Source organism: Rhodococcus sp. IC4_135 (assembly GCF_011602025.1).
Lineage (GTDB): Bacteria > Actinomycetota > Actinomycetes > Mycobacteriales > Mycobacteriaceae > Rhodococcus_F > Rhodococcus_F baikonurensis.
On sequence record NZ_JAAOLG010000023.1, the window covers coordinates 18542 to 35507 of the forward strand.

At 62.7% G+C, this 16966-nt stretch carries 16 protein-coding genes and 1 tRNA gene; 10 read left to right on the forward strand and 7 right to left on the reverse strand.

Features of this window, described 5'->3' with window-relative positions:
- Position 1 precedes the first annotated feature (1 nt).
- From G8767_RS27550 to G8767_RS27565, 4 genes are read left to right on the forward strand one after another with little or no spacing between them, the layout of a single operon-like run.
- Positions 2-1162: an isobutyryl-CoA dehydrogenase gene (locus tag G8767_RS27550; protein ID WP_007726145.1), complete on the forward strand. Its 1161-nt coding sequence runs from the start codon at positions 2-4 to the stop codon at positions 1160-1162.
- On the forward strand, positions 1159-2217 hold the full coding sequence (locus tag G8767_RS27555) for an enoyl-CoA hydratase/isomerase family protein (protein WP_166812965.1): 1059 nt from the start codon (positions 1159-1161) through the stop codon (positions 2215-2217). Before G8767_RS27550 ends, G8767_RS27555 begins: the two co-directional genes overlap by 4 nt.
- A 23-nt stretch (positions 2218-2240) precedes the next feature.
- A complete protein-coding gene (gene mmsB, locus G8767_RS27560; RefSeq protein WP_095971578.1) occupies positions 2241-3137 on the forward strand; it encodes a 3-hydroxyisobutyrate dehydrogenase in 897 nt (298 codons plus the stop codon).
- Positions 3134-3910 (forward strand): enoyl-CoA hydratase, encoded by a 777-nt coding sequence (locus tag G8767_RS27565; protein ID WP_003941374.1) that lies wholly within the window; start codon positions 3134-3136, stop codon positions 3908-3910. The genes mmsB and G8767_RS27565 overlap by 4 nt, the downstream gene beginning before the upstream one ends.
- A 93-nt stretch (positions 3911-4003) precedes the next feature.
- Here G8767_RS27565 and G8767_RS27570 read toward each other — a convergent pair whose 3' ends face one another.
- Positions 4004-4537 carry a MarR family transcriptional regulator gene (locus tag G8767_RS27570; protein WP_054825961.1) on the reverse strand — a complete coding sequence of 178 codons (534 nt, stop codon included), beginning with the start codon at positions 4535-4537 and terminating at the stop codon, positions 4004-4006.
- Between the two features lie 85 nt (positions 4538-4622).
- Between G8767_RS27570 and mraY the strand changes: the two genes are divergently transcribed.
- Positions 4623-5699, forward strand: a complete 1077-nt coding sequence (gene mraY / locus G8767_RS27575; protein ID WP_003941316.1) for a phospho-N-acetylmuramoyl-pentapeptide-transferase — start codon at positions 4623-4625, stop codon at positions 5697-5699.
- Here mraY and G8767_RS27580 read toward each other — a convergent pair.
- The gene (locus G8767_RS27580; protein WP_166812967.1) at positions 5696-7000 is read right to left on the reverse strand and encodes a multidrug effflux MFS transporter; all 1305 of its coding nucleotides are present in this window, start codon (positions 6998-7000) and stop codon (positions 5696-5698) included. The two genes, mraY and G8767_RS27580, sit on opposite strands and share 4 nt — an antisense overlap.
- Before the next feature lie 234 nt (positions 7001-7234).
- Here G8767_RS27580 and G8767_RS27585 point away from each other — a divergent pair.
- Together G8767_RS27585 and dcm are read left to right on the forward strand one after the other, a co-directional pair.
- A tRNA-Cys gene (locus G8767_RS27585) sits at positions 7235-7305 on the forward strand.
- 120 nt (positions 7306-7425) lie between these two features.
- Entirely contained in the window at positions 7426-8760 is a 1335-nt protein-coding gene (gene dcm / locus G8767_RS27590; RefSeq protein ID WP_277346920.1) for a DNA (cytosine-5-)-methyltransferase, read from the forward strand.
- Between the two features lie 82 nt (positions 8761-8842).
- Here dcm and G8767_RS36405 read toward each other — a convergent pair whose 3' ends face one another.
- Both G8767_RS36405 and G8767_RS27595 read right to left on the reverse strand, forming a co-directional pair.
- Entirely contained in the window at positions 8843-8968 is a 126-nt protein-coding gene (locus G8767_RS36405; RefSeq protein WP_255246884.1) for a hypothetical protein, read from the reverse strand.
- 394 nt (positions 8969-9362) lie between these two features.
- Positions 9363-10010, reverse strand: a complete 648-nt coding sequence (locus G8767_RS27595; RefSeq protein WP_166812969.1) for a TetR/AcrR family transcriptional regulator — start codon at positions 10008-10010, stop codon at positions 9363-9365.
- Positions 10011-10107: 97 nt separating this feature from the next.
- Here G8767_RS27595 and G8767_RS27600 point away from each other — a divergent pair, with 97 nt between their 5' ends.
- Both G8767_RS27600 and G8767_RS27605 read left to right on the forward strand, forming a co-directional pair.
- Positions 10108-11898, forward strand: a complete 1791-nt coding sequence (locus tag G8767_RS27600) for an amidohydrolase family protein (protein WP_166812971.1) — start codon at positions 10108-10110, stop codon at positions 11896-11898.
- Positions 11895-12740 (forward strand): alpha/beta fold hydrolase, encoded by an 846-nt coding sequence (locus tag G8767_RS27605; RefSeq protein WP_166812973.1) that lies wholly within the window; start codon positions 11895-11897, stop codon positions 12738-12740. Before G8767_RS27600 ends, G8767_RS27605 begins: the two co-directional genes overlap by 4 nt.
- A gap of 73 nt (positions 12741-12813) precedes the next feature.
- Here G8767_RS27605 and G8767_RS27610 read toward each other — a convergent pair whose 3' ends face one another.
- Genes G8767_RS27610 through G8767_RS27620 form a run of 3 tightly spaced genes read right to left on the reverse strand, consistent with a single transcriptional unit; the run spans position 12814 to position 15912 of the window.
- A complete protein-coding gene (locus tag G8767_RS27610) occupies positions 12814-13953 on the reverse strand; it encodes a sulfotransferase (protein ID WP_124569481.1) in 1140 nt (379 codons plus the stop codon).
- A 7-nt stretch (positions 13954-13960) separates the two neighbouring features.
- Positions 13961-14743, reverse strand: a complete 783-nt coding sequence (locus G8767_RS27615; protein ID WP_007726165.1) for an SDR family oxidoreductase — start codon at positions 14741-14743, stop codon at positions 13961-13963.
- Positions 14744-14745: 2 nt separating this feature from the next.
- Complete coding sequence (locus tag G8767_RS27620; protein ID WP_095971585.1) at positions 14746-15912, reverse strand: hypothetical protein; 1167 nt, start codon at positions 15910-15912, stop codon at positions 14746-14748.
- A 116-nt stretch (positions 15913-16028) separates the two neighbouring features.
- On the opposite strand from G8767_RS27620, the gene G8767_RS27625 reads away from it, so the two are divergent.
- Complete coding sequence (locus G8767_RS27625) at positions 16029-16964, forward strand: helix-turn-helix domain-containing protein (RefSeq protein WP_095971586.1); 936 nt, start codon at positions 16029-16031, stop codon at positions 16962-16964.
- The last annotated feature ends 2 nt before the right edge of the window (positions 16965-16966 follow it).

The following is a 16966-nucleotide window of genomic DNA, read 5'->3' on the forward strand; positions in this document are numbered from 1 at the left end:
CATGTTTACTCTGACCGATGACGAGCGGGCGATTCGTGACACTGCCCGCGACTTCGCGGCCGAGCATCTGGCGCCCAACGCAGTGGAGTGGGATCAGACCAAGCATTTCCCGGTGGACGTCCTCCGTAAGGCGGCGTCCCTGGGGATGGGCGGTATCTACATTCGTGAAGACGTGGGTGGCAGTGAACTGAGCCGCGTCGACGCTGCCCGGATCTTCGAAGAACTGGCCAAGGGCGATCCGTCGATCGCCGCATACATCTCCATCCACAACATGGTCACGTGGATGATCGACCAGTTCGGCAACGACGAACAGCGCCACAAGTGGGTGCCCGGACTCTGTTCGATGGATCAACTGGGCAGCTACTGCCTCACCGAACCCGGTGCGGGCTCCGATGCTGCGGGCCTGAGCACCAAGGCCGTTCGCGACGGTGACGACTACATCCTGAACGGCGTCAAGCAGTTCATTTCCGGCGCAGGCACTTCCGACGTGTACGTCGTGATGGCGCGCACCGGATCTGCAGGTGCCAAGGGCATTTCGGCGTTCATCGTGCCCAAGGATTCACCCGGACTGTCGTTCGGCGCCAACGAGGTCAAGATGGGCTGGAACGCACAGCCGACTCGTCAGGTGATCTTCGAAGACGTGCGCGTTCCCGCTGCCAACATGCTCGGTGAAGAGGGCAGTGGATTCCGCATCGCCATGAAGGGTCTCAACGGCGGCCGACTGAACATCGCCGCCTGCTCGGTGGGTGGAGCTCAAGCTGCGCTGGAGAAAGCCGTCGCATATCTGGTGGACCGCAAGGCTTTCGGTTCGGCGCTGATCGAGTCGCAGGCCCTGCAGTTCCAGCTCGCCGACATGCGCACAGAACTCGAAGCGGCCAGGACACTACTGTGGCGCGCCGCCGCAGCACTCGAAGACGGAGCGTCCGACGTCGTGGAGCTGTGTGCGATGGCCAAGCGCTTCGCGACCGACACCGGATTCGACGTTGCCAACAAGGCTCTCCAGCTTCACGGCGGTTACGGCTATCTTGCTGAGTACGGGATCGAGAAGATCGTTCGCGATCTTCGGGTTCATCAGATCCTCGAAGGCAGCAACGAGATCATGAGGGTGGTCATCGCGCGCAGCGTGGTCGCATCAGGTCAGGGAAAGCAGGGAGCAGCATGAGCGACGAGCTCGAGGTATTGATCGAAAAGCGTGACGGACTGGGTCTCATCACCCTCAACCGGCCCAAGGCGATCAACGCACTCAACCATTCGATGGTCAAGGCGATGGCCAAGGCACTCGAGGAATGGAAGTCCGACGACGACGTCAAGGCGGTCGTACTCACGGGCGCCGGCGAACGCGGTCTGTGCGCGGGCGGCGACATCGTCTCGATCTACCACGACGCCAAGGACGGCAAAACCGGTTCGCTCGACTTCTGGCGTGAGGAGTACATCCTCAACTCCGAGATCGCGAACTACCCGAAGCCGTACGTCGCGATCATGGACGGGATCGTCATGGGTGGTGGCGTCGGAGTGTCCGCACACGGCGACATTCGCATCGTGACCGAGCGTTCGATGATCGGAATGCCCGAGACCGGAATCGGTTTCATCCCTGACGTGGGCGGAACGTACCTGCTCTCGCGTGCTCCCGGTGAACTCGGAACGCACATCGCGCTCACCACGGCGCGACTGAGCGCCGGGGATGCCATCGCAGCGGGCTTCGCGGATCACTTCATCCCGTCGGAGAACATCGAGACATTCATCGCCGCTCTCGCGTCGTCCTCGGTTGCCGACGTGGTGGCGCAGTACGCGGAGCCGGCTCCGGTGTCGGAGCTGTTGGCCCAGCAGAGCTGGATCGACGCCGCGTACTCGGCCGACGACGTCTCCACCATCGTCGAGCGTCTTCGCTCGAGTGGAATCCCCGAGGCGGAGAAGGCGGCGGAGCAGATTCTCGGCAAGTCCCCGATCGCGCTGTCGGTGACCCTGCGATCCCTGCGACACGCCAAAGAAGCGGCAGGCCTGGAGGAGGTCCTCAACGAGGAGTTCCGGGTCTCGACGGCTGCGCTCGCCTCACACGATCTGGTCGAGGGCATTCGCGCTCAGGTCGTCGAGAAGGACCGAAACCCGAAGTGGTCGCCGGCAACTCTCGACGAGGTCACGGCAGAATCCGTCGATGCCTACTTCGCCCCGCTGGGCGACAACGAGCTCGGACTCACCCCCCAACCGCAAGGCAACTGATCACCGCCGAAGGAGCATCACTAATGAGCACCATTGGATTTATCGGACTCGGTCACATGGGTGGCCCGATGGCGGCCAACCTCGTCAAGGCCGGACACAAGGTCGTCGGTTTCGACCTGGCACCTGCGGCGCTGGAGCAGGCAGTCAAAGACGGTGCATCGGTAGCGGATTCGGCGGTCGACGCCGTTCGCGGTGCCGACGTCGTGATCACGATGCTGCCGAGCGGTAAGCACGTTCTCGGTCTGTACGAGGAACTGCTGCCGGTGGCGACACCGGGCACGCTGTTCATCGACTGTTCCACCATCGACGTCGCCGATGCCCGCGAGGCACACGACAAAGCCGAAGCAGCCGGTCACCGCAGTGTCGACGCACCGGTCTCCGGTGGAGTCGTCGGAGCAACAGCCGGCACGCTGGCTTTCATGGTCGGCGGCTCGGAAGCGGACTTCCAGGCAGCATCACCGTTGCTGGACGTGATGGGCCGCAAGGTCGTTCACTGCGGCGACGCCGGTGTCGGCCAGGCTGCGAAGATCTGCAACAACATGATCCTCGGCATTTCGATGATCGCGATCAGCGAGGCGTTCGTGCTGGGCGAGAAGCTCGGCCTGAGCAATCAGGCGCTCTTCGACGTGGCGTCCAACGCTTCGGGACAGTGCTGGGCACTGACCACCAACTGCCCGGTGCCTGGACCGGTGCCCACCAGCCCGGCCAACAACGACTACCAGCCAGGCTTTGCCGTCGCACTGATGGACAAGGACCTCGGTCTGGCTGCAAATGCGCTGCGCACCAACGGCGTCGATGCAGAGATCGGGCTCAAGGCTGCCGAACTCTACAGTCGCTTCCATGCCGCGGGCGGTGGCGGTCAGGACTTCTCTGCCATCATCAACGACATCCGTGACCGTTCGACCGAAGGACAGCAGTGACCGACTTCAACACCATCATCCTCGAGCGTAAGGGTCGTGTCGGCGTCATCACGCTCAACCGCCCGAAGGCTCTCAACGCGCTGAACTCCGAGCTGATGAACGAGGTCGTCGCCGCGGTCGCCGACCTCGAAGCGGACAACGGCATCGGAGCCATCCTGATCACCGGCTCCGAGCGCGCCTTCGCCGCCGGCGCCGACATCAAGGAAATGCAGTCCAAGACGTACATGGACGCATACGTCGAAGATTTCTTCACCCCGTGGGACCGCGTCGCAGCAGCTCGTAAGCCGCTGATCGCCGCCGTCTCCGGGTACGCGCTCGGTGGTGGTTGCGAGCTGGCGATGCTCTGCGATTTCATCATCGCTTCGGATACCGCGAAGTTCGGCCAGCCCGAGATCAAGCTCGGTGTCATTCCGGGTATCGGTGGCTCGCAGCGGCTTACGCGCGCGGTGGGCAAGGCCAAGGCCATGGAACTGTGCCTCACCGGCCGCAACATGGATGCAGAAGAAGCCGAGCGCGCCGGCTTGGTGGCTCGGATCGTTCCGGCTGCCGATCTGCTCGACGACGCATTGAAGACCGCAACCACCATCGCCGAGATGTCGCTGCCGATTGCAATGATGGCCAAGGAAGCAGTCAACCGCTCCTTCGAGACCACCCTCGCCGAGGGCGTCCGCTTCGAGCGTCGGGTGTTCCACTCGACCTTCGCGACGGAGGATCAGAAGGAAGGCATGACCGCGTTCGTGGAGAAGCGGTCGGCAGAATTCAAGCACCGCTGAATTCGGGTACCGCTGAGTTCCGAAACAGCTGAAACTGCCCTCACACTCGTCGAGAGTGTGAGGGCAGTTTTTTTGTGTGTACGGGTGGTCGGTTCACCACTTGGTGGGTGCGCCGCCGGTGTCGAAGTCACCCGCAGTCTTGCGAAGTTCAGTGAGGATCGTCACCAATTGCTCGAGCTTGTCCTGCTGGAGTCCGGGGTGTGCGAACACCTTGCTGTTGAGCATTTCGGTGGCTTCGAGGGCGAGCGCGCGACCCGCGTCGGAGATCTCGATGAGCGTCGCACGTCGATCGCTGGGATGGGGGACCCGCCGAACCAGCTCGGCTTTCTCCAAGCGGTCGACGGCATTGGTGACGCTGGTGGGGTGAACCTGGAGGCGGGCACTGGCCTTGGCCATCGGGAGTGCGCCCGACCTGGTGAAGGTGAGAAGCGTCAGCAATTCGTAGCGGGCGAAGGTCAGCCCGAGAGGCTTGAGTACCTCTTCGACCCGCGCCATCATGATCTGCTGCGCACGCATCACCGACGTGACCGCAGCCATGCCGTCGGCGACATCGCTCCAACCGTGCTCCGTCCACTGACGATGCGCCTCTTCGATGGGGTCGAGGGGGAGCGGCGCGGGGGGAGACATAGGTTCGATCATCCCATGCTGCGAAGCGGTCGGGTGCCTTGTCTGATTGTGTGTCGCAGCCGCTTACGTCTGTAGAGTCCCACGGGTGATTTCAATCCTCGTAGCGGGTGGCGTCTCGTTGTTCGTCGCGCTCTTCCTGACTCCGTTTCTCATTCGTGTGCTTTCGCGGCAGGGGCTCGGGCACGAGATTCGGATCGAGGGTCCGCAGAGCCATCAGGGCAAGCGTGGCACCCCGTCGATGGGCGGCATCGCGATCATCGCAGGCATGTGGGCGGGCTACCTGGCGGCACACATCATCGGTTTCGGCTCGCGGCTACCGCGGTTGTCTGCATCCGGTTGGCTGGTTCTCGCGCTGGCGACGTCACTGGGAATCGTCGGCTTTCTCGACGACTTCATCAAGATCCGCAAGAAGCGCAATCTCGGGCTGAACAAGACGGCAAAGACTGTCGGTCAGCTGGCGAGCGCCATCATCTTCGGCATTCTGTTCCTGCAGTTCTCCAACAACAACGGAGTCACTCCCGGAAGCCAGTACCTGTCCCATGTTCGTGACATCTCCGTGTTCTCCATGGGTGCCATCGGCTTTGTGGTTTTCTTCTGCATTCTGGTATTCGCCTGGTCCAACGCCGTCAATTTCACCGACGGCCTCGACGGTCTCGCGGCCGGCTCGATGGGCATGATCCTGGGGACTTACGTCGTCATCGCCGGTTGGCAGTACCGGAACTCGTGTGTCCTCGAGCCTGCCGCCGGTTGCTACGACGTTCGTGACCCTCTCGATCTCGCGATCGTCGCTGCCGCGGCAGGTGGGGCGTGCCTGGGCTTCCTCTGGTGGAATGCCGCTCCGGCTCAGATTTTCATGGGCGACACCGGCTCCTTGGCGCTCGGCGGCCTGGTGGTCGGCCTGTCCGTCACGACGCACACCGAGCTGCTGATGGTCATCATCGGAGCCCTGTTCGTGGCTGAGATCCTGTCGGTGATCATCCAGGTTCTGGTCTTCCGATCGTCCGGTCGACGCGTATTCAAGATGGCCCCGATCCACCACCACTTCGAGTTACTCGGCTGGCCGGAAACCGTCGTGATCGCAAGATTCTGGATCTTCGTCGCGATCTCGTGCGTCCTGGGACTTGCCACCTTCTACAGCGAGTGGTTCTCCGCTGCCGGTTAGACCGATTCGCTCGTTCGGGTCGGATCGCTCTTTCGGGTCCGATCGCTTTTTCGGGTCGTAGCCAGAAGAGCGATCAGACCGAGCGACACACACGCCGTCATCGTGACGGCCAGGGCTGTGCTCGTGTTTCCCAGTAGACCGACGGCCGGCGCGATGGCCGCACCGACGCCGAACTGGAATGCACCGAGCATCGCCGCCGCAGTACCGGCCGCCTCGCCGTGACGAGCGAGAGCCAGTGCCGGGGCGTTGGGGAGAACGAACCCGATTGCGCCGGCCATGACCCAGAGTGCGATCACGAATCCGGCGAGCCCGCCCAGTTCCAGGACCGCGACAGTAATGACTACAGCGCCGGAGACAACCGCAGCCACGAGGGCCCACTTGGTGATCTGCTGAGGAGTCCACCGGTCGAGCAGTCGGACGTTGACCTGCGAAGCACCGATCAACGCGATCGCGCCCGCACTGAAGAGCAGCGCGAACTCCTGTTGATTGAGGCCGTACTGGTCCTGATAGACAAACGACGCCCCGGAGACATACGCGAACAACGACGCCATGCCGACGCTGGAGACGAGCGTCAGGACCATGAACGTGCGGTCGCCGAGCAGCGAACCGTAGGTGCGGAGAACCGACGTCAATCCGCTCGGGCGACGCTTTTCCTTCGGCAGTGTTTCGGACAGTCCGAACGCACCGATCATGGCCGTGCCGACGCCGATCAGTGCCAGGACGACGAAGATCCCGCGCCAGTCGAGGGCGACGAGGAGGGCGCCACCGATGCTGGGCGCCAGGATCGGCGCAACGCCGAGCACGAGCATCAGCCGGCTCATCACGACGGCAACGGTGTTGCCGCTGTAGAGGTCGCGGACGATCGCCATGGTGACCACTGCCGCGGCCGCCGCGCCCATGCCCTGGAAGACCCGCAGGATTCCGAGGACCGCAATGCTCGGTGCGAAGACCGCCAGCAGCGAAGCCAGGATGTGGACGCCGATCCCGGCCAGCAGCGGCTTCTTGCGGCCGAGCGTGTCCGAGAGCGGCCCGACCAACAGTTGGCCGAGCGCGAGGCCCACGAGGGTTCCGGTGATCGTCAGCTGAACCGTTGACGACGAGACTCCGAGATCGGCGCCGATATCCGGTAGCGCAGGCAGGTACATGTCGATGGTGAAGGGTCCGAGTGCCGTCATGGAACCGAGGGCCAGGATCTTTCCGACACTCGGCTTGCGGTCGACACTGCTCGTTTCCAGCGGGGCCGCCTCCAAGGGCGGAGCTGCCTTCACAGGCGGGGCGATGGCGGTGTTCTCGGCACTCATGAAACCTTCTGGGTTGTCTGGGTCTGGCGAACTGCTCGGTCGTTCGGGCGAAATTCGGGCCGCACTTCGTATGACCTGCGCCCACCGGGGGAGTCAGCATCGAGACTGACCGATTTGTTCCCGAAGGGCTCGCAGTTTTCCCAGAGACTGGAACGCCTTGTGGGATTGCATCCGAATCATGCTGAGCGGAACTGTGGTTCGACGCCGTCACTCGGGGCAGAGTTACTCACTGACGCGGGTGTGGCTGAGTGGCTAGGCACCGGCCTGCAAAGCCGTTCACACGGGTTCGAATCCCGTCATCCGCTCGTATCGGAGACCGGCAGGCATACCGCCTGCCGGTCTCTCTTGTGCGGTCCTGGTTCGCGGTGTCGGCTGCGATAGTCTGGGCTGCCGGAGCGAGCGGACCACTTGAGTGAGGCACTGAATTGATTTCGGGACAGGACCTGCGATCGCGGCGCTTGGACGTGGGGATCAGTCAGTTCCAGTTCGCCCGCCGAGCGGGAGTCTCGTCAGCCGTCGTCTCCGCGTGGGAACTCGACAAGGCGTATCCGAAGCCACCGGTGGCGCGCGCAGTTCTCGCAGTCCTCTCCGCGTTGGAAGCGGCAAAGCGTGAGGGCACGTACGCGGCCCCGCGGAAGCGATCGAGTGGAAGTAGCCGTGCGCGTCGAGCGAGACCGGTCAATGTCCCCGCCTCGGTGGCCAGGCGTGCGGTCGCGGCGGCAGGAAGAGGAGCCCCCACCGTACTGACGGCGTTCTCCGGTTGTGGGGGTATGGCCGAAGGCTTTCGGATGGCGGGGTTTTCGGTGGAGGGATACATCGAAGTCGTTCCTGAGGCGCGCGCGACCTTCGATCGGAACTTCCCCGGCGCGAGGTGCCTCGGCGAGGACATCCGGGCAATCGATGAAGCCCGTGTGAAAGACCTTCTGGCACAAGTGGACATCGATGTGTTGGCCGGGGGGCCGCCGTGTCAGGGTTTCAGCCTCGCCGGCCGACGCGACCGCGACGATCCGCGCAACCGTCTCTTCCGGAACCTGCTCGAGCTCGCCGACCTGGTGAAGCCGAAGGTCGTGGTGATGGAAAACGTGCGATTGCTGCTCAGCATGAAGGACGAGGACGGTGGGATGGTCGTCGACCGGATACTCGGCGAGATGGCTGCACGCGGTTACGACGCGTCGGTCAACACGGTCAATGCGCAGGATTACGGCGTCCCGCAGTTCCGGGAACGAGTGTTCATCGTGGCGACCCGCCGCGACAGTGGTATCGGTCCGCTGCGTTTTCCGCCGAAGACTCACGGCGTGAATGGTGTTGCGCCGCTGAGGACTTTCCGCGATGCCACCGTCGACCTGGCTCCGCTGGAATCCGGACAGGCCTGCGAAACGGACCCGCTGCACTGGGCCGTCGAGCATCCCGAGCACGTCCTGCGGTGGCTGCGTGATGTGCCGGAAGGAATGTCGGCTCACGACAACGAAGATCCGGCCATGCGACCGTCGTCCGGATACAACACGACGTACAAGCGACTGCGGTGGGACGAGCCGGCGTCGACGGTCGGAACCACCTTCGGGATGATCTCGGCTTCCCGCAACGTGCACCCGAAACACACGCGATCGTTGACCGTCCGAGAAGCTGCTCGCCTCCAGACATTTCCCGACGACTACGTATTCGAAGGCAAGTGGGGAGCGGTGCGCACGATGATCGGCAATGCGGTGCCGCCGCAGTTGGCGTCGGTACTGGCAGGAGAGATCAAGAAGGCCCTCGGCTGAGATAGTGCACCTATGGAAAATGGGGCCGACAATGTCGGCCCCATTTCGAGTTACGCCCTGGCAGGGGTGTGGTGCAAGCGAATCAGCTGAGGTTGAGCTTGGCGATCAACGGCTGGACGACCTTGATGATGTCGATGACGGCGCTGAGGGTGTTGATGGAACCCATGTTTCGGTCCTCCGTGTCGTATGTACAGGTTTGTATGTACAAGGTTGTGTCTGCGTGGTGTTTCTGTACGACCTTGTGTCGCAGACACAAGTTAGCAAACTGGACGCTTGTTTGGGTCGAAATGACCGCTTTGCGCTGAAGTTGCTGAAAAGTTCACGGTTTGTTCAGGAATGGAAACAAAAAACAGGCCGGACTCCCCGAAGTCCGGCCTGTCGATGACGCTTTGCGATCAGCTGAATGCCGAAAGTGCGCTGATGAGGCCGATGCCCGCAACTGCGACCTTGAGGACACTCAAGACGTCTTCGAGCTTGACACCCTCGGGCAATACGTTTTCGACAGACTCCATGTTGGATCCTTCATGTGTTGGGGTCGTGGTCCAGTGCCACTGCAAGCAAGATACCCAATCGTGACCACCTGTGAAACCCCGGCGCGAAGATCACAGTTGTGTTGCGCCGGACTCACTGGCCGTCGCGACGGCGGTGGCTGCCACTATTTGCTCCACGCTGATGCCCGCTGCCGGTAGGCAGTGGTAGAAAATTCGCTCACAGAGGTCGACCATCTCGCCTCGCTCGAGCGTCGGCTCGTCGATCCAGTTGACGACGATTTCCTCCATGAACGCCTGCCACCCGGCGATTGTCGCCTCCACGGTCGCGTTCGATTCGATGCCCAGATTAGTGAGCGCAGCGACGATCCACGTGGTGAAAGTGCGGCGCATCCCACGGTAGATCGTGCGCATCCGGACGTCGCCACTGCCGGCCATCCGCATCACGGCGAGGTAAATGGTGGGGTGCTCGATAACGGCGTCGACGAAAGTTTCGATACCTGAACGCAGCTGGGACGTGATGGGTAGCTCGGGATCTGGTCGCATTCGATCTTCGAGATCGGCCGAGGCAGCCTCGAGGATGGCGTTCTGGAAGCCCTTTTTGTTCTTGAAGTAGTGGAACAGCAGTGGCGGTGAGACGCCGGCCTCGGCGGCAACTCGGTCCATCGACAGTTGGTCGAAAGGCTCGGTCCGCAACATGTGTACTGCCACCTCGAGGATTTGCCTCTGACGGTCTTCGGGGGAGCGAGGGACTGCAGCCATTCCGACATCTTATGTATTGGCCCCGAAGGTTCATTGACTTTTACTCAACGCTGTCTATAACGTGAGGTAACACATACGTGAGGCGAGGAGTCCGACAGTGTCTGCTTTCGACATCGTGGTCAACGACGGGTTGTGGTTCGACGGGACGGGGGCTCCAGGTCTGCGTCGTAATCTCGGAATTCGAGACGGCGTGGTCGCGGAGGTGTCCACGACGGGCCTCGAGATCGGGCCGGACACCGAGGTGATCGATGCGGCCGGCAAGTGGGTGCTCCCGGGTTTTGTCGACGTCCACACGCACTACGACGCCGAAGCCTTGGTCAGTCCAGGGCTTCCGGAATCGGTTCGCCACGGCGTCACGACGGTCGTGCTCGGTAATTGCTCGTTGTCGACGGTGTATTCGACCCCGCGCGAAATTGCGGACCTGTTCAGCCGGGTCGAAGCAGTGCCCCACGACGCGGTGCTGCGCATCCTCGAAGCGAACAAGACCTGGACCGGTCCCGCGGCGTACACCGCTGCACTCGAAACCCTTCCGCTCGGACCGAACGTCGCGGCCTTCATCGGCCATTCCGACATTCGCACGCACGTACTCGGATTGGGGCGCGGCACCGACAAGAAAGTCAAGCCGACCCGCTCGGAACTCGGCCGGATGGGCTCGATGCTCGAGGACGCCATCGATGCGGGGATGTTGGGCCTGTCGTCGATGACCAACGCCCTAGACAAGATCGACGGCGACGAATACCGTTCTCGCTCTTTGCCGTCGACGTATGCACGGTGGAAGGAGTTCCGATTCCTCAACCGTATCCTGCGTGATCGCGGCAAGATCTTGCAGAGTGCTCCGACCATCAACCTGCATCCGAACGTCGCGGCGTTCTTCGCCGAAAGCTCCGCCATCGGACGCAAGAAGCCGCTCAAGACATCGCTGCTCTCCGGTGCGGATTCGAAGGCCTACCCGGTGATCGTGTACTTCATGCTCGCTGCGGCCCCGCTGCTCAACCGCTTCGCCAAGACCGATTTCAAGTGGCAGCACCTTCCGGTTCCGTTCACCGTCTATGCAGACGGAATCGACCTCGTCGTATTCGAGGAGTTCGGTGCCGGCGCCGCCGCGTTGCACCTCAAGGACCAGGTGGAGCGCAACGAACTGCTCCAGGACGAGTCGTACCGCCGCGCATTCCGCAAGGACTACGACAACAAGTTCTCCCCTCGCATCTGGCATCGTAATTTCTACGACGCCGTCATCGTCGGTTGCCCGGACGAGACGTTGATCGGCAAGAACTTCGGTCAGGTCGGCGACGTCCGGGGAGTGCACCCCGTGGACGCATACCTCGATCTGGTGGTGAAGTACGGACGAGAACTTCGCTGGCGCACCACTATTGCCAATCATCGTCCCAAGTTCGCCAAGAAACTCGCCGCGAGTTCCGGCGTGCAGATGGGCTTCGGCGATGCGGGTGCGCATCTGCGCAACATGGCGTTCTACAACTATCCGGTGCGACTCCTCAAGCGTGTCAAGGACGCCCAGAGTGACCGCAAACCGTTCCTCACCGTCGAAAGGGCAATTCATCGCCTGACCGGCGAACTGGCGGATTGGTACGGCATCGATGCCGGGCATCTACGCCAGGGTGACCGCGCGGACTTCGTTGTCATCGATCCAGCCGGGCTCGACGAGTCGGTGGACGGCCTGTTCGAGGCAAAGGTCCCCGAGTACGGCGGGATCAGCCGAATGGTCAACCGCAGCGACGACGCAGCCGTCGCGACGGTGATCAACGGCCGACTCGTCTACCGGGACGGCGAATTCGCCCCGGGATTCGGAATCGAAAAGACAGGCCAGTTCCTGCGCGCTGGTGAAAAGGCTCCGATCACAGGGGTCACGAAGGCTAGCGTGGCGCTATGACTACACCGGCGGATCGCCTCACCTCGTACTCCCGGTCCGGGCTGACCTTCGACGTACGCGACGAAGGTCCGGCAGACGGTCCGGTGGTGATCCTCCTGCATGGTTTTCCGCAGGATTCGAGCTCGTGGGATCAGCTCGCACCGCTGCTGCACACCCGCGGCTTCCGCACGGTGGCGCCGGATCAGCGAGGGTACTCACCCGGCGCCAGGCCGAAAGCGCGCTGGGCGTACCGCGGGTCCGAACTCGCCGCTGACACTGTCGCACTGATCGACGCGCTCGCGGTGGGCAAGGTGCACCTGGTCGGCCACGACTGGGGTGCCGCAGTCGCATGGCAGGTCGCTGCCGAGCGGCCGGATTTGCTCAACACCGTTACCGCGGTGTCGGTTCCGCATCCACTGGCGTTCGTCAAGGCGATGGTGACCAGCACGCAGGGACTGAAATCGTGGTACATGGGGGCGTTCCAATTGCCCTTCGTTCCCGAGAAGGTTCTGTCCTCCACGTCGGCGGGTGAGAAGTTCCTGATCTCGAGCGGGCAGACGCCGGAGAACGCACGACGCGATCTGAATGCCATGCTGGCTCCCGGCCGCCTGCGGGGTGGTCTGAACTGGTATCGCGCGATGTGGATGACCAAGCCGAACCCCGCAACTGCCCGGGTCACCGTGCCGACCATGCACGTCTGGAGTGATGGCGATGCTGCCATCGGGCCCAAGGGTTCTGCGCTCACCCCCGCGTTTGTCGACGGTCCGTACCGGTTCGAGGTTCTCAGCGGCGTGAGCCACTGGATTCCGGACGAGGCGCCGGACGAGTTGGACCGACTGCTGGGCGAGCATCTCGGCAGCTGACCGCGTTTCGATCACTGAAGCCCCGCCGATCGGCGGGGCTTCAGTTGTCAGCAAGGTCGTCGGCCAGCGGTTCTCAACGAGTTCCGAATCGCTCTTCCACCTGCTCCTTCGTCAGACCGAACTCCTCGAGCGTGTACTTGTGCGAAGGTTTGCGAGCACCCGAGCGGCTTTCCTCGTGCATGGCCTCCATCGACTGCTGCGCTGTAGAGGTCAACGGGATGTCGAAGTGCGCGTAGATGTTCTCGACGGTTCCCAGCGGATCGGTGACGAAGTCCTGATAGTCGACGTCGATGAACTGAGCCGGATTGTGGTGTGCGCGTGCACTGTCGAACTGCTCGAGTCCCCTGGCCCACAATTCGAGCTGACTTTCGCCGATCACCTTGTCGGTGAACGTGTTCGACCAACCCTCTGTCGCCTGGGCGGCCAGGCTGCATACCGACGGAATGATTGTCGTGGGGGAGCGGTGAGTCTGGATGACGAGAGCGTCGGGGTACGCCTCCATCAATTCGTCGAGCGCAAACAGGTGGCTCGGGTTCTTGAGGACCCACCGTCGATCCTGATCGGGCAGACCGATCAGCTGCAGGTTCTTCTTGTGTCGTGCATAGGCGTTCGACCACTCCTGGTCCTTCAGCCATGCGGAGTACGTGGGTAGATTTGCCAGGCACTCGTACGACACGGACTTGAACGTCTGACGCAAGAGTTGCCAACATTCTTCGACTTCACTGGCGGACATGTAGTGCACGCCCATGAATTCGGGATGCTCGACGTGGTGTTGGCCGAACGTCTCCTCGATCTTGGCGAAGACCGGGTTCGATTCCCAGGTATCGCGAGGTGGACGCGGCTGGGGGAACTCGGTCAGCCACATCTCGAGACCCTGGTGAGCCGGGTCGACCGTGAGGAGGCGGTGTAGCGCTGTGGTGCCGGTGCGTGGCAATCCGGTGACGAAGATCGGCCGCTCGATCTTGACGTCGGCGTGTTCCGGATGTTCCTTCCATGCGGATTCGCTGAGCAGACGTGCCACCAGGGCGCCGCGTAGGAATACCCGAGAGATCTTGCTGCCGAAGGGTGTCAGATCCTCGTCGCGGTCGTACGACTCGAGCAGGACCGACAGAGCTTCGGTGTAATCGTCGACGCCGAAGTCCGTCAGGCCGGTCATCCGCGTCGCCGAGGCATGGAGATCCTCGACGGTGCCGACGTGAGTGCGTTCAGTCATGGTGCTCCTAGTGATGGAATTCGCCGCAGTTGACGTCGATACATTGGCCGGTGATCGCGCTGGCCATCGGGGACGCCAGGAAGATCGCCGCATCGGATACTTCATCCGTCGTCGGCAGGCGCTTGAGGTCGGTGTTCGACGCGGTGTGCTCGTAGATCTGCTCGACGGTCATGCCGAACTTCTCCGCCTGGTGCGCGAAGTAACCCTTGAGGGTGTCGCCCCAGATATAGCCGGGTGCAATCGAATTGACACGAATTCCCTGCGGGCCGAGTTCGGTGGCCAGGGACTGCGACATGGCGAGCAGGGCCGACTTCGCCATCTTGTAGCTGCCGTAACGCTCTTGCGAATGCCGCAACACCATCGAATTGATGTTCACCACGGAGCCGTCCGACTCGGCAAGTGCCGGCGTGAACAGCTGAGTCAGGCGCAGCGCACCCAGTACGGTCAGTTCGATGCTGTCGCGGATGTGCTGGTAATCGGTGCGAGCCAATGGCTTCATCGACGGAATCGAGAAGGCATTGTTGATCAGAGTGTCGACTTTGCCGTAGGCGGCAATGGACTCGGCCACCAGATTCTCGGCGGAAGCCTGGTCGGTGATGTCGGTGGCAACGGTGACGGCGCGCCCACCGGCATCGACTATTTCCTTCGCGACGTCGTCGAGCCGCGATTGCGTGCGCGCTGCGAGAACAAGACTCGCGCCGGCTGACGCACAGCGAAGCGCCAGAGCGCGGCCGAGAGCGGGGCCGACCCCGGAGATGACTACTACACGGTCTTCGAGCAAGGCGGTCATGTTTACCCCAGCATTCGGTTGTCGATGGCGGCCTGGCGCTGGGCAATTCGCGCTGCCCAGTCCTCGGCGCTGATGGCGTTGGTGTCGAAATGCGGCAGGTGCTTCGCAATGTCTTCCACTGGAACGATCTCGACGGTGGGGCCGTCCTCGGGCGTCAGCTCGCGCGAGACCCGCTGCCACCGGAACTGAAGAATGCCGCGCGGGTGCCCGACGGTTTCGATCCAGTTGGTGACACCGGGGTTCTTCTCGCTGACCACCATCCGGACCATCCCGTCCGGATCCACCTGTGCCTGGCCGTTGTTGAGGGAGGTCTGATGATTGACGTAGTCGAGTGAGATGTACCAGAGGCTACCGAGTTGGAAGCCGAGATACGGTGCGTCCGACGCCGGAACCGTGATGATCATCGCCTGCTCGTCGGTCAGTTCGTAATGTCCCACCGACGAGTACTGTGTCGCCAGTCCGCCCGGCGTCAGACGTGGTTCGGTCATGGTGTTGACCGTGAGCTTGAGGTAGAACCACTCCGGAAACTGCAGCCACGTCTTGACCCGCGTGACCAGTGCCTTTCCGGCCCGTGCGTACCGCTTCTCGGTCTCTTCGGCGGTCAGCGGTGGCGGTGCGATCCCGATCGAATCGGTGCGCTCGATTCGGATCACGCCGCGCTGCTGACTCCAGTCGCTGTAGACCTCGCGAACGACCAACTGCGAGGAACCGGGCGCCAGGGTGTAGTAGTTGGCTCGGCCGTCGGCAGGGCCGGGGCCGAACCAAGCGACGAAGTTGCCGTCGTCGTCTATCTCCAGTTCGCGGTCGTCGAAGGCGATCTCGCTTCCGGGGACATTCGAGTTGGTGTAGTTCCCGCTCAACACCTGGAAGCTGAGATCGGCTGTGGTGCCGCGCTTTCCGGTGACCTTGTATTCTTTGTCGTCGTTGATACGGGCGCCGAAGTAGAGGGTGTCCGGGTTGTCGAGACCCATCTTGGTGAACGGCCCGGTGCCCTGGATGAAACTCGGATGAGTCTTTTCGCTGGCCCAGGCGGCATGCGTCGTCGCGATGATTCCGCCGGCCAGATATTGGTATCCCTCCAGTAGATCCTGTTCGGATCTGATGTGCGGCGCAGTCTCGATCAATTTCTCGGCTTCGGCGATCGCCTCGGCAAACGGGTCCGTCAGCACGCTGGCTCCTCACAGTTCCGACTATGTCGCCGGTCCAGAGCGTCGTGGTACAAATATGTACCTATTTGGTAGATGTTGGGTATTCCGACAATAGAACGCGTTCTAGGGAGTGGTCAATGGGTGGACCGGAGAAGGCGCCTGAAGATGGTCGCCCGAGGGGGAGGCAATCGCCTCCCACCGAGCGGGTGGTTCAGGTACTCGATTACCTCGTCGGCCGCCCTGATCAGCGGTTCGGGCTGTCGGAACTGGCCCGCGCGCTCGAGATCAGCAAGCCCACCTGCCTGGGAATCCTCACGGCACTGGCTGATCGTGGATACCTGACTCGGGACGAGGTGTCGAAGACCTACGGGCTCGGTCCGGCCTTGATTGCGGCCGGACGTGCAGCTCAGCGCGGATTTGCCGTCGGCCCTATTGCCCGCACCCATCTGGCGAAGGTGAGTGCGGAGTTCGGGACGACGTGCACGGCGTCCGGCGTGATCGGTGACCAGATCAGTGTTCTCGAGGTGACCGGACCGGTCGGAGCACGTCGCGCTGCCAAGGTCGGGCAGGTGTATCCGTTCGCTCCGCCGGTCGGACTGATGTACGTCCTCTGGGGTTCGGATCACGACATGGACAGTTGGCTGAGCAAGGAGCCGAGTCTGCCGGTGCGCTTGGATCGCGAGCGTCTGTGGAACGTGGTCCGCGAGTGCCGCGCCGCGGGGTACCTGGTCGAGAGTCTGGACCCCGTCGGGCAGCGACTTCACACGCTGATGGCGGGTGTTGCGACGCATGATCTCCCGCCCGAGGTGCGTGAACTGCTCGGTGAGATGGTGTCGAGCCTGGGCGAGAGGGTGTACCTCGGACGCGACATCAGTTCCGACGACGAGCATCCCGTCAGTCTCATCGCTGCCCCGACCTACGACGCCGAGGGGCATCAGGCGCTTGTGTTGACGCTGTATGTGGGTGGGGCGATTACGGGCGCCGAGATCGAGCGAAGGGCCGCGGCGCTGGTTGCGGCAGCGGATGCGGTGACGGCGGAAGTTGGTGGCCGGAGTCCGGTTCGCGGTCTGTGACG

What these genes read in the sequence shown, in the direction of transcription:
- G8767_RS27580 (WP_166812967.1), bottom strand. Translation starts at nt 7,000, where the DNA reads ATGAGTGCCGAGAACACCGCCATCGCCCCGCCTGTGAAGGCAGCTCCG.
- G8767_RS27610 (WP_124569481.1), bottom strand. Translation starts at nt 13,953, where the DNA reads ATGACTGAACGCACTCACGTCGGCACCGTCGAGGATCTCCATGCCTCG.
- G8767_RS27570 (WP_054825961.1), bottom strand. Translation starts at nt 4,537, where the DNA reads ATGTCTCCCCCCGCGCCGCTCCCCCTCGACCCCATCGAAGAGGCGCAT.
- G8767_RS27595 (WP_166812969.1), bottom strand. Translation starts at nt 10,010, where the DNA reads ATGGCTGCAGTCCCTCGCTCCCCCGAAGACCGTCAGAGGCAAATCCTC.
- G8767_RS27615 (WP_007726165.1), bottom strand. Translation starts at nt 14,743, where the DNA reads ATGACCGCCTTGCTCGAAGACCGTGTAGTAGTCATCTCCGGGGTCGGC.
- G8767_RS27625 (WP_095971586.1), top strand. Translation starts at nt 16,029, where the DNA reads ATGGGTGGACCGGAGAAGGCGCCTGAAGATGGTCGCCCGAGGGGGAGG.
- G8767_RS27550 (WP_007726145.1), top strand. Translation starts at nt 2, where the DNA reads ATGTTTACTCTGACCGATGACGAGCGGGCGATTCGTGACACTGCCCGC.
- mmsB (WP_095971578.1), top strand. Translation starts at nt 2,241, where the DNA reads ATGAGCACCATTGGATTTATCGGACTCGGTCACATGGGTGGCCCGATG.
- G8767_RS27605 (WP_166812973.1), top strand. Translation starts at nt 11,895, where the DNA reads ATGACTACACCGGCGGATCGCCTCACCTCGTACTCCCGGTCCGGGCTG.
- G8767_RS27555 (WP_166812965.1), top strand. Translation starts at nt 1,159, where the DNA reads ATGAGCGACGAGCTCGAGGTATTGATCGAAAAGCGTGACGGACTGGGT.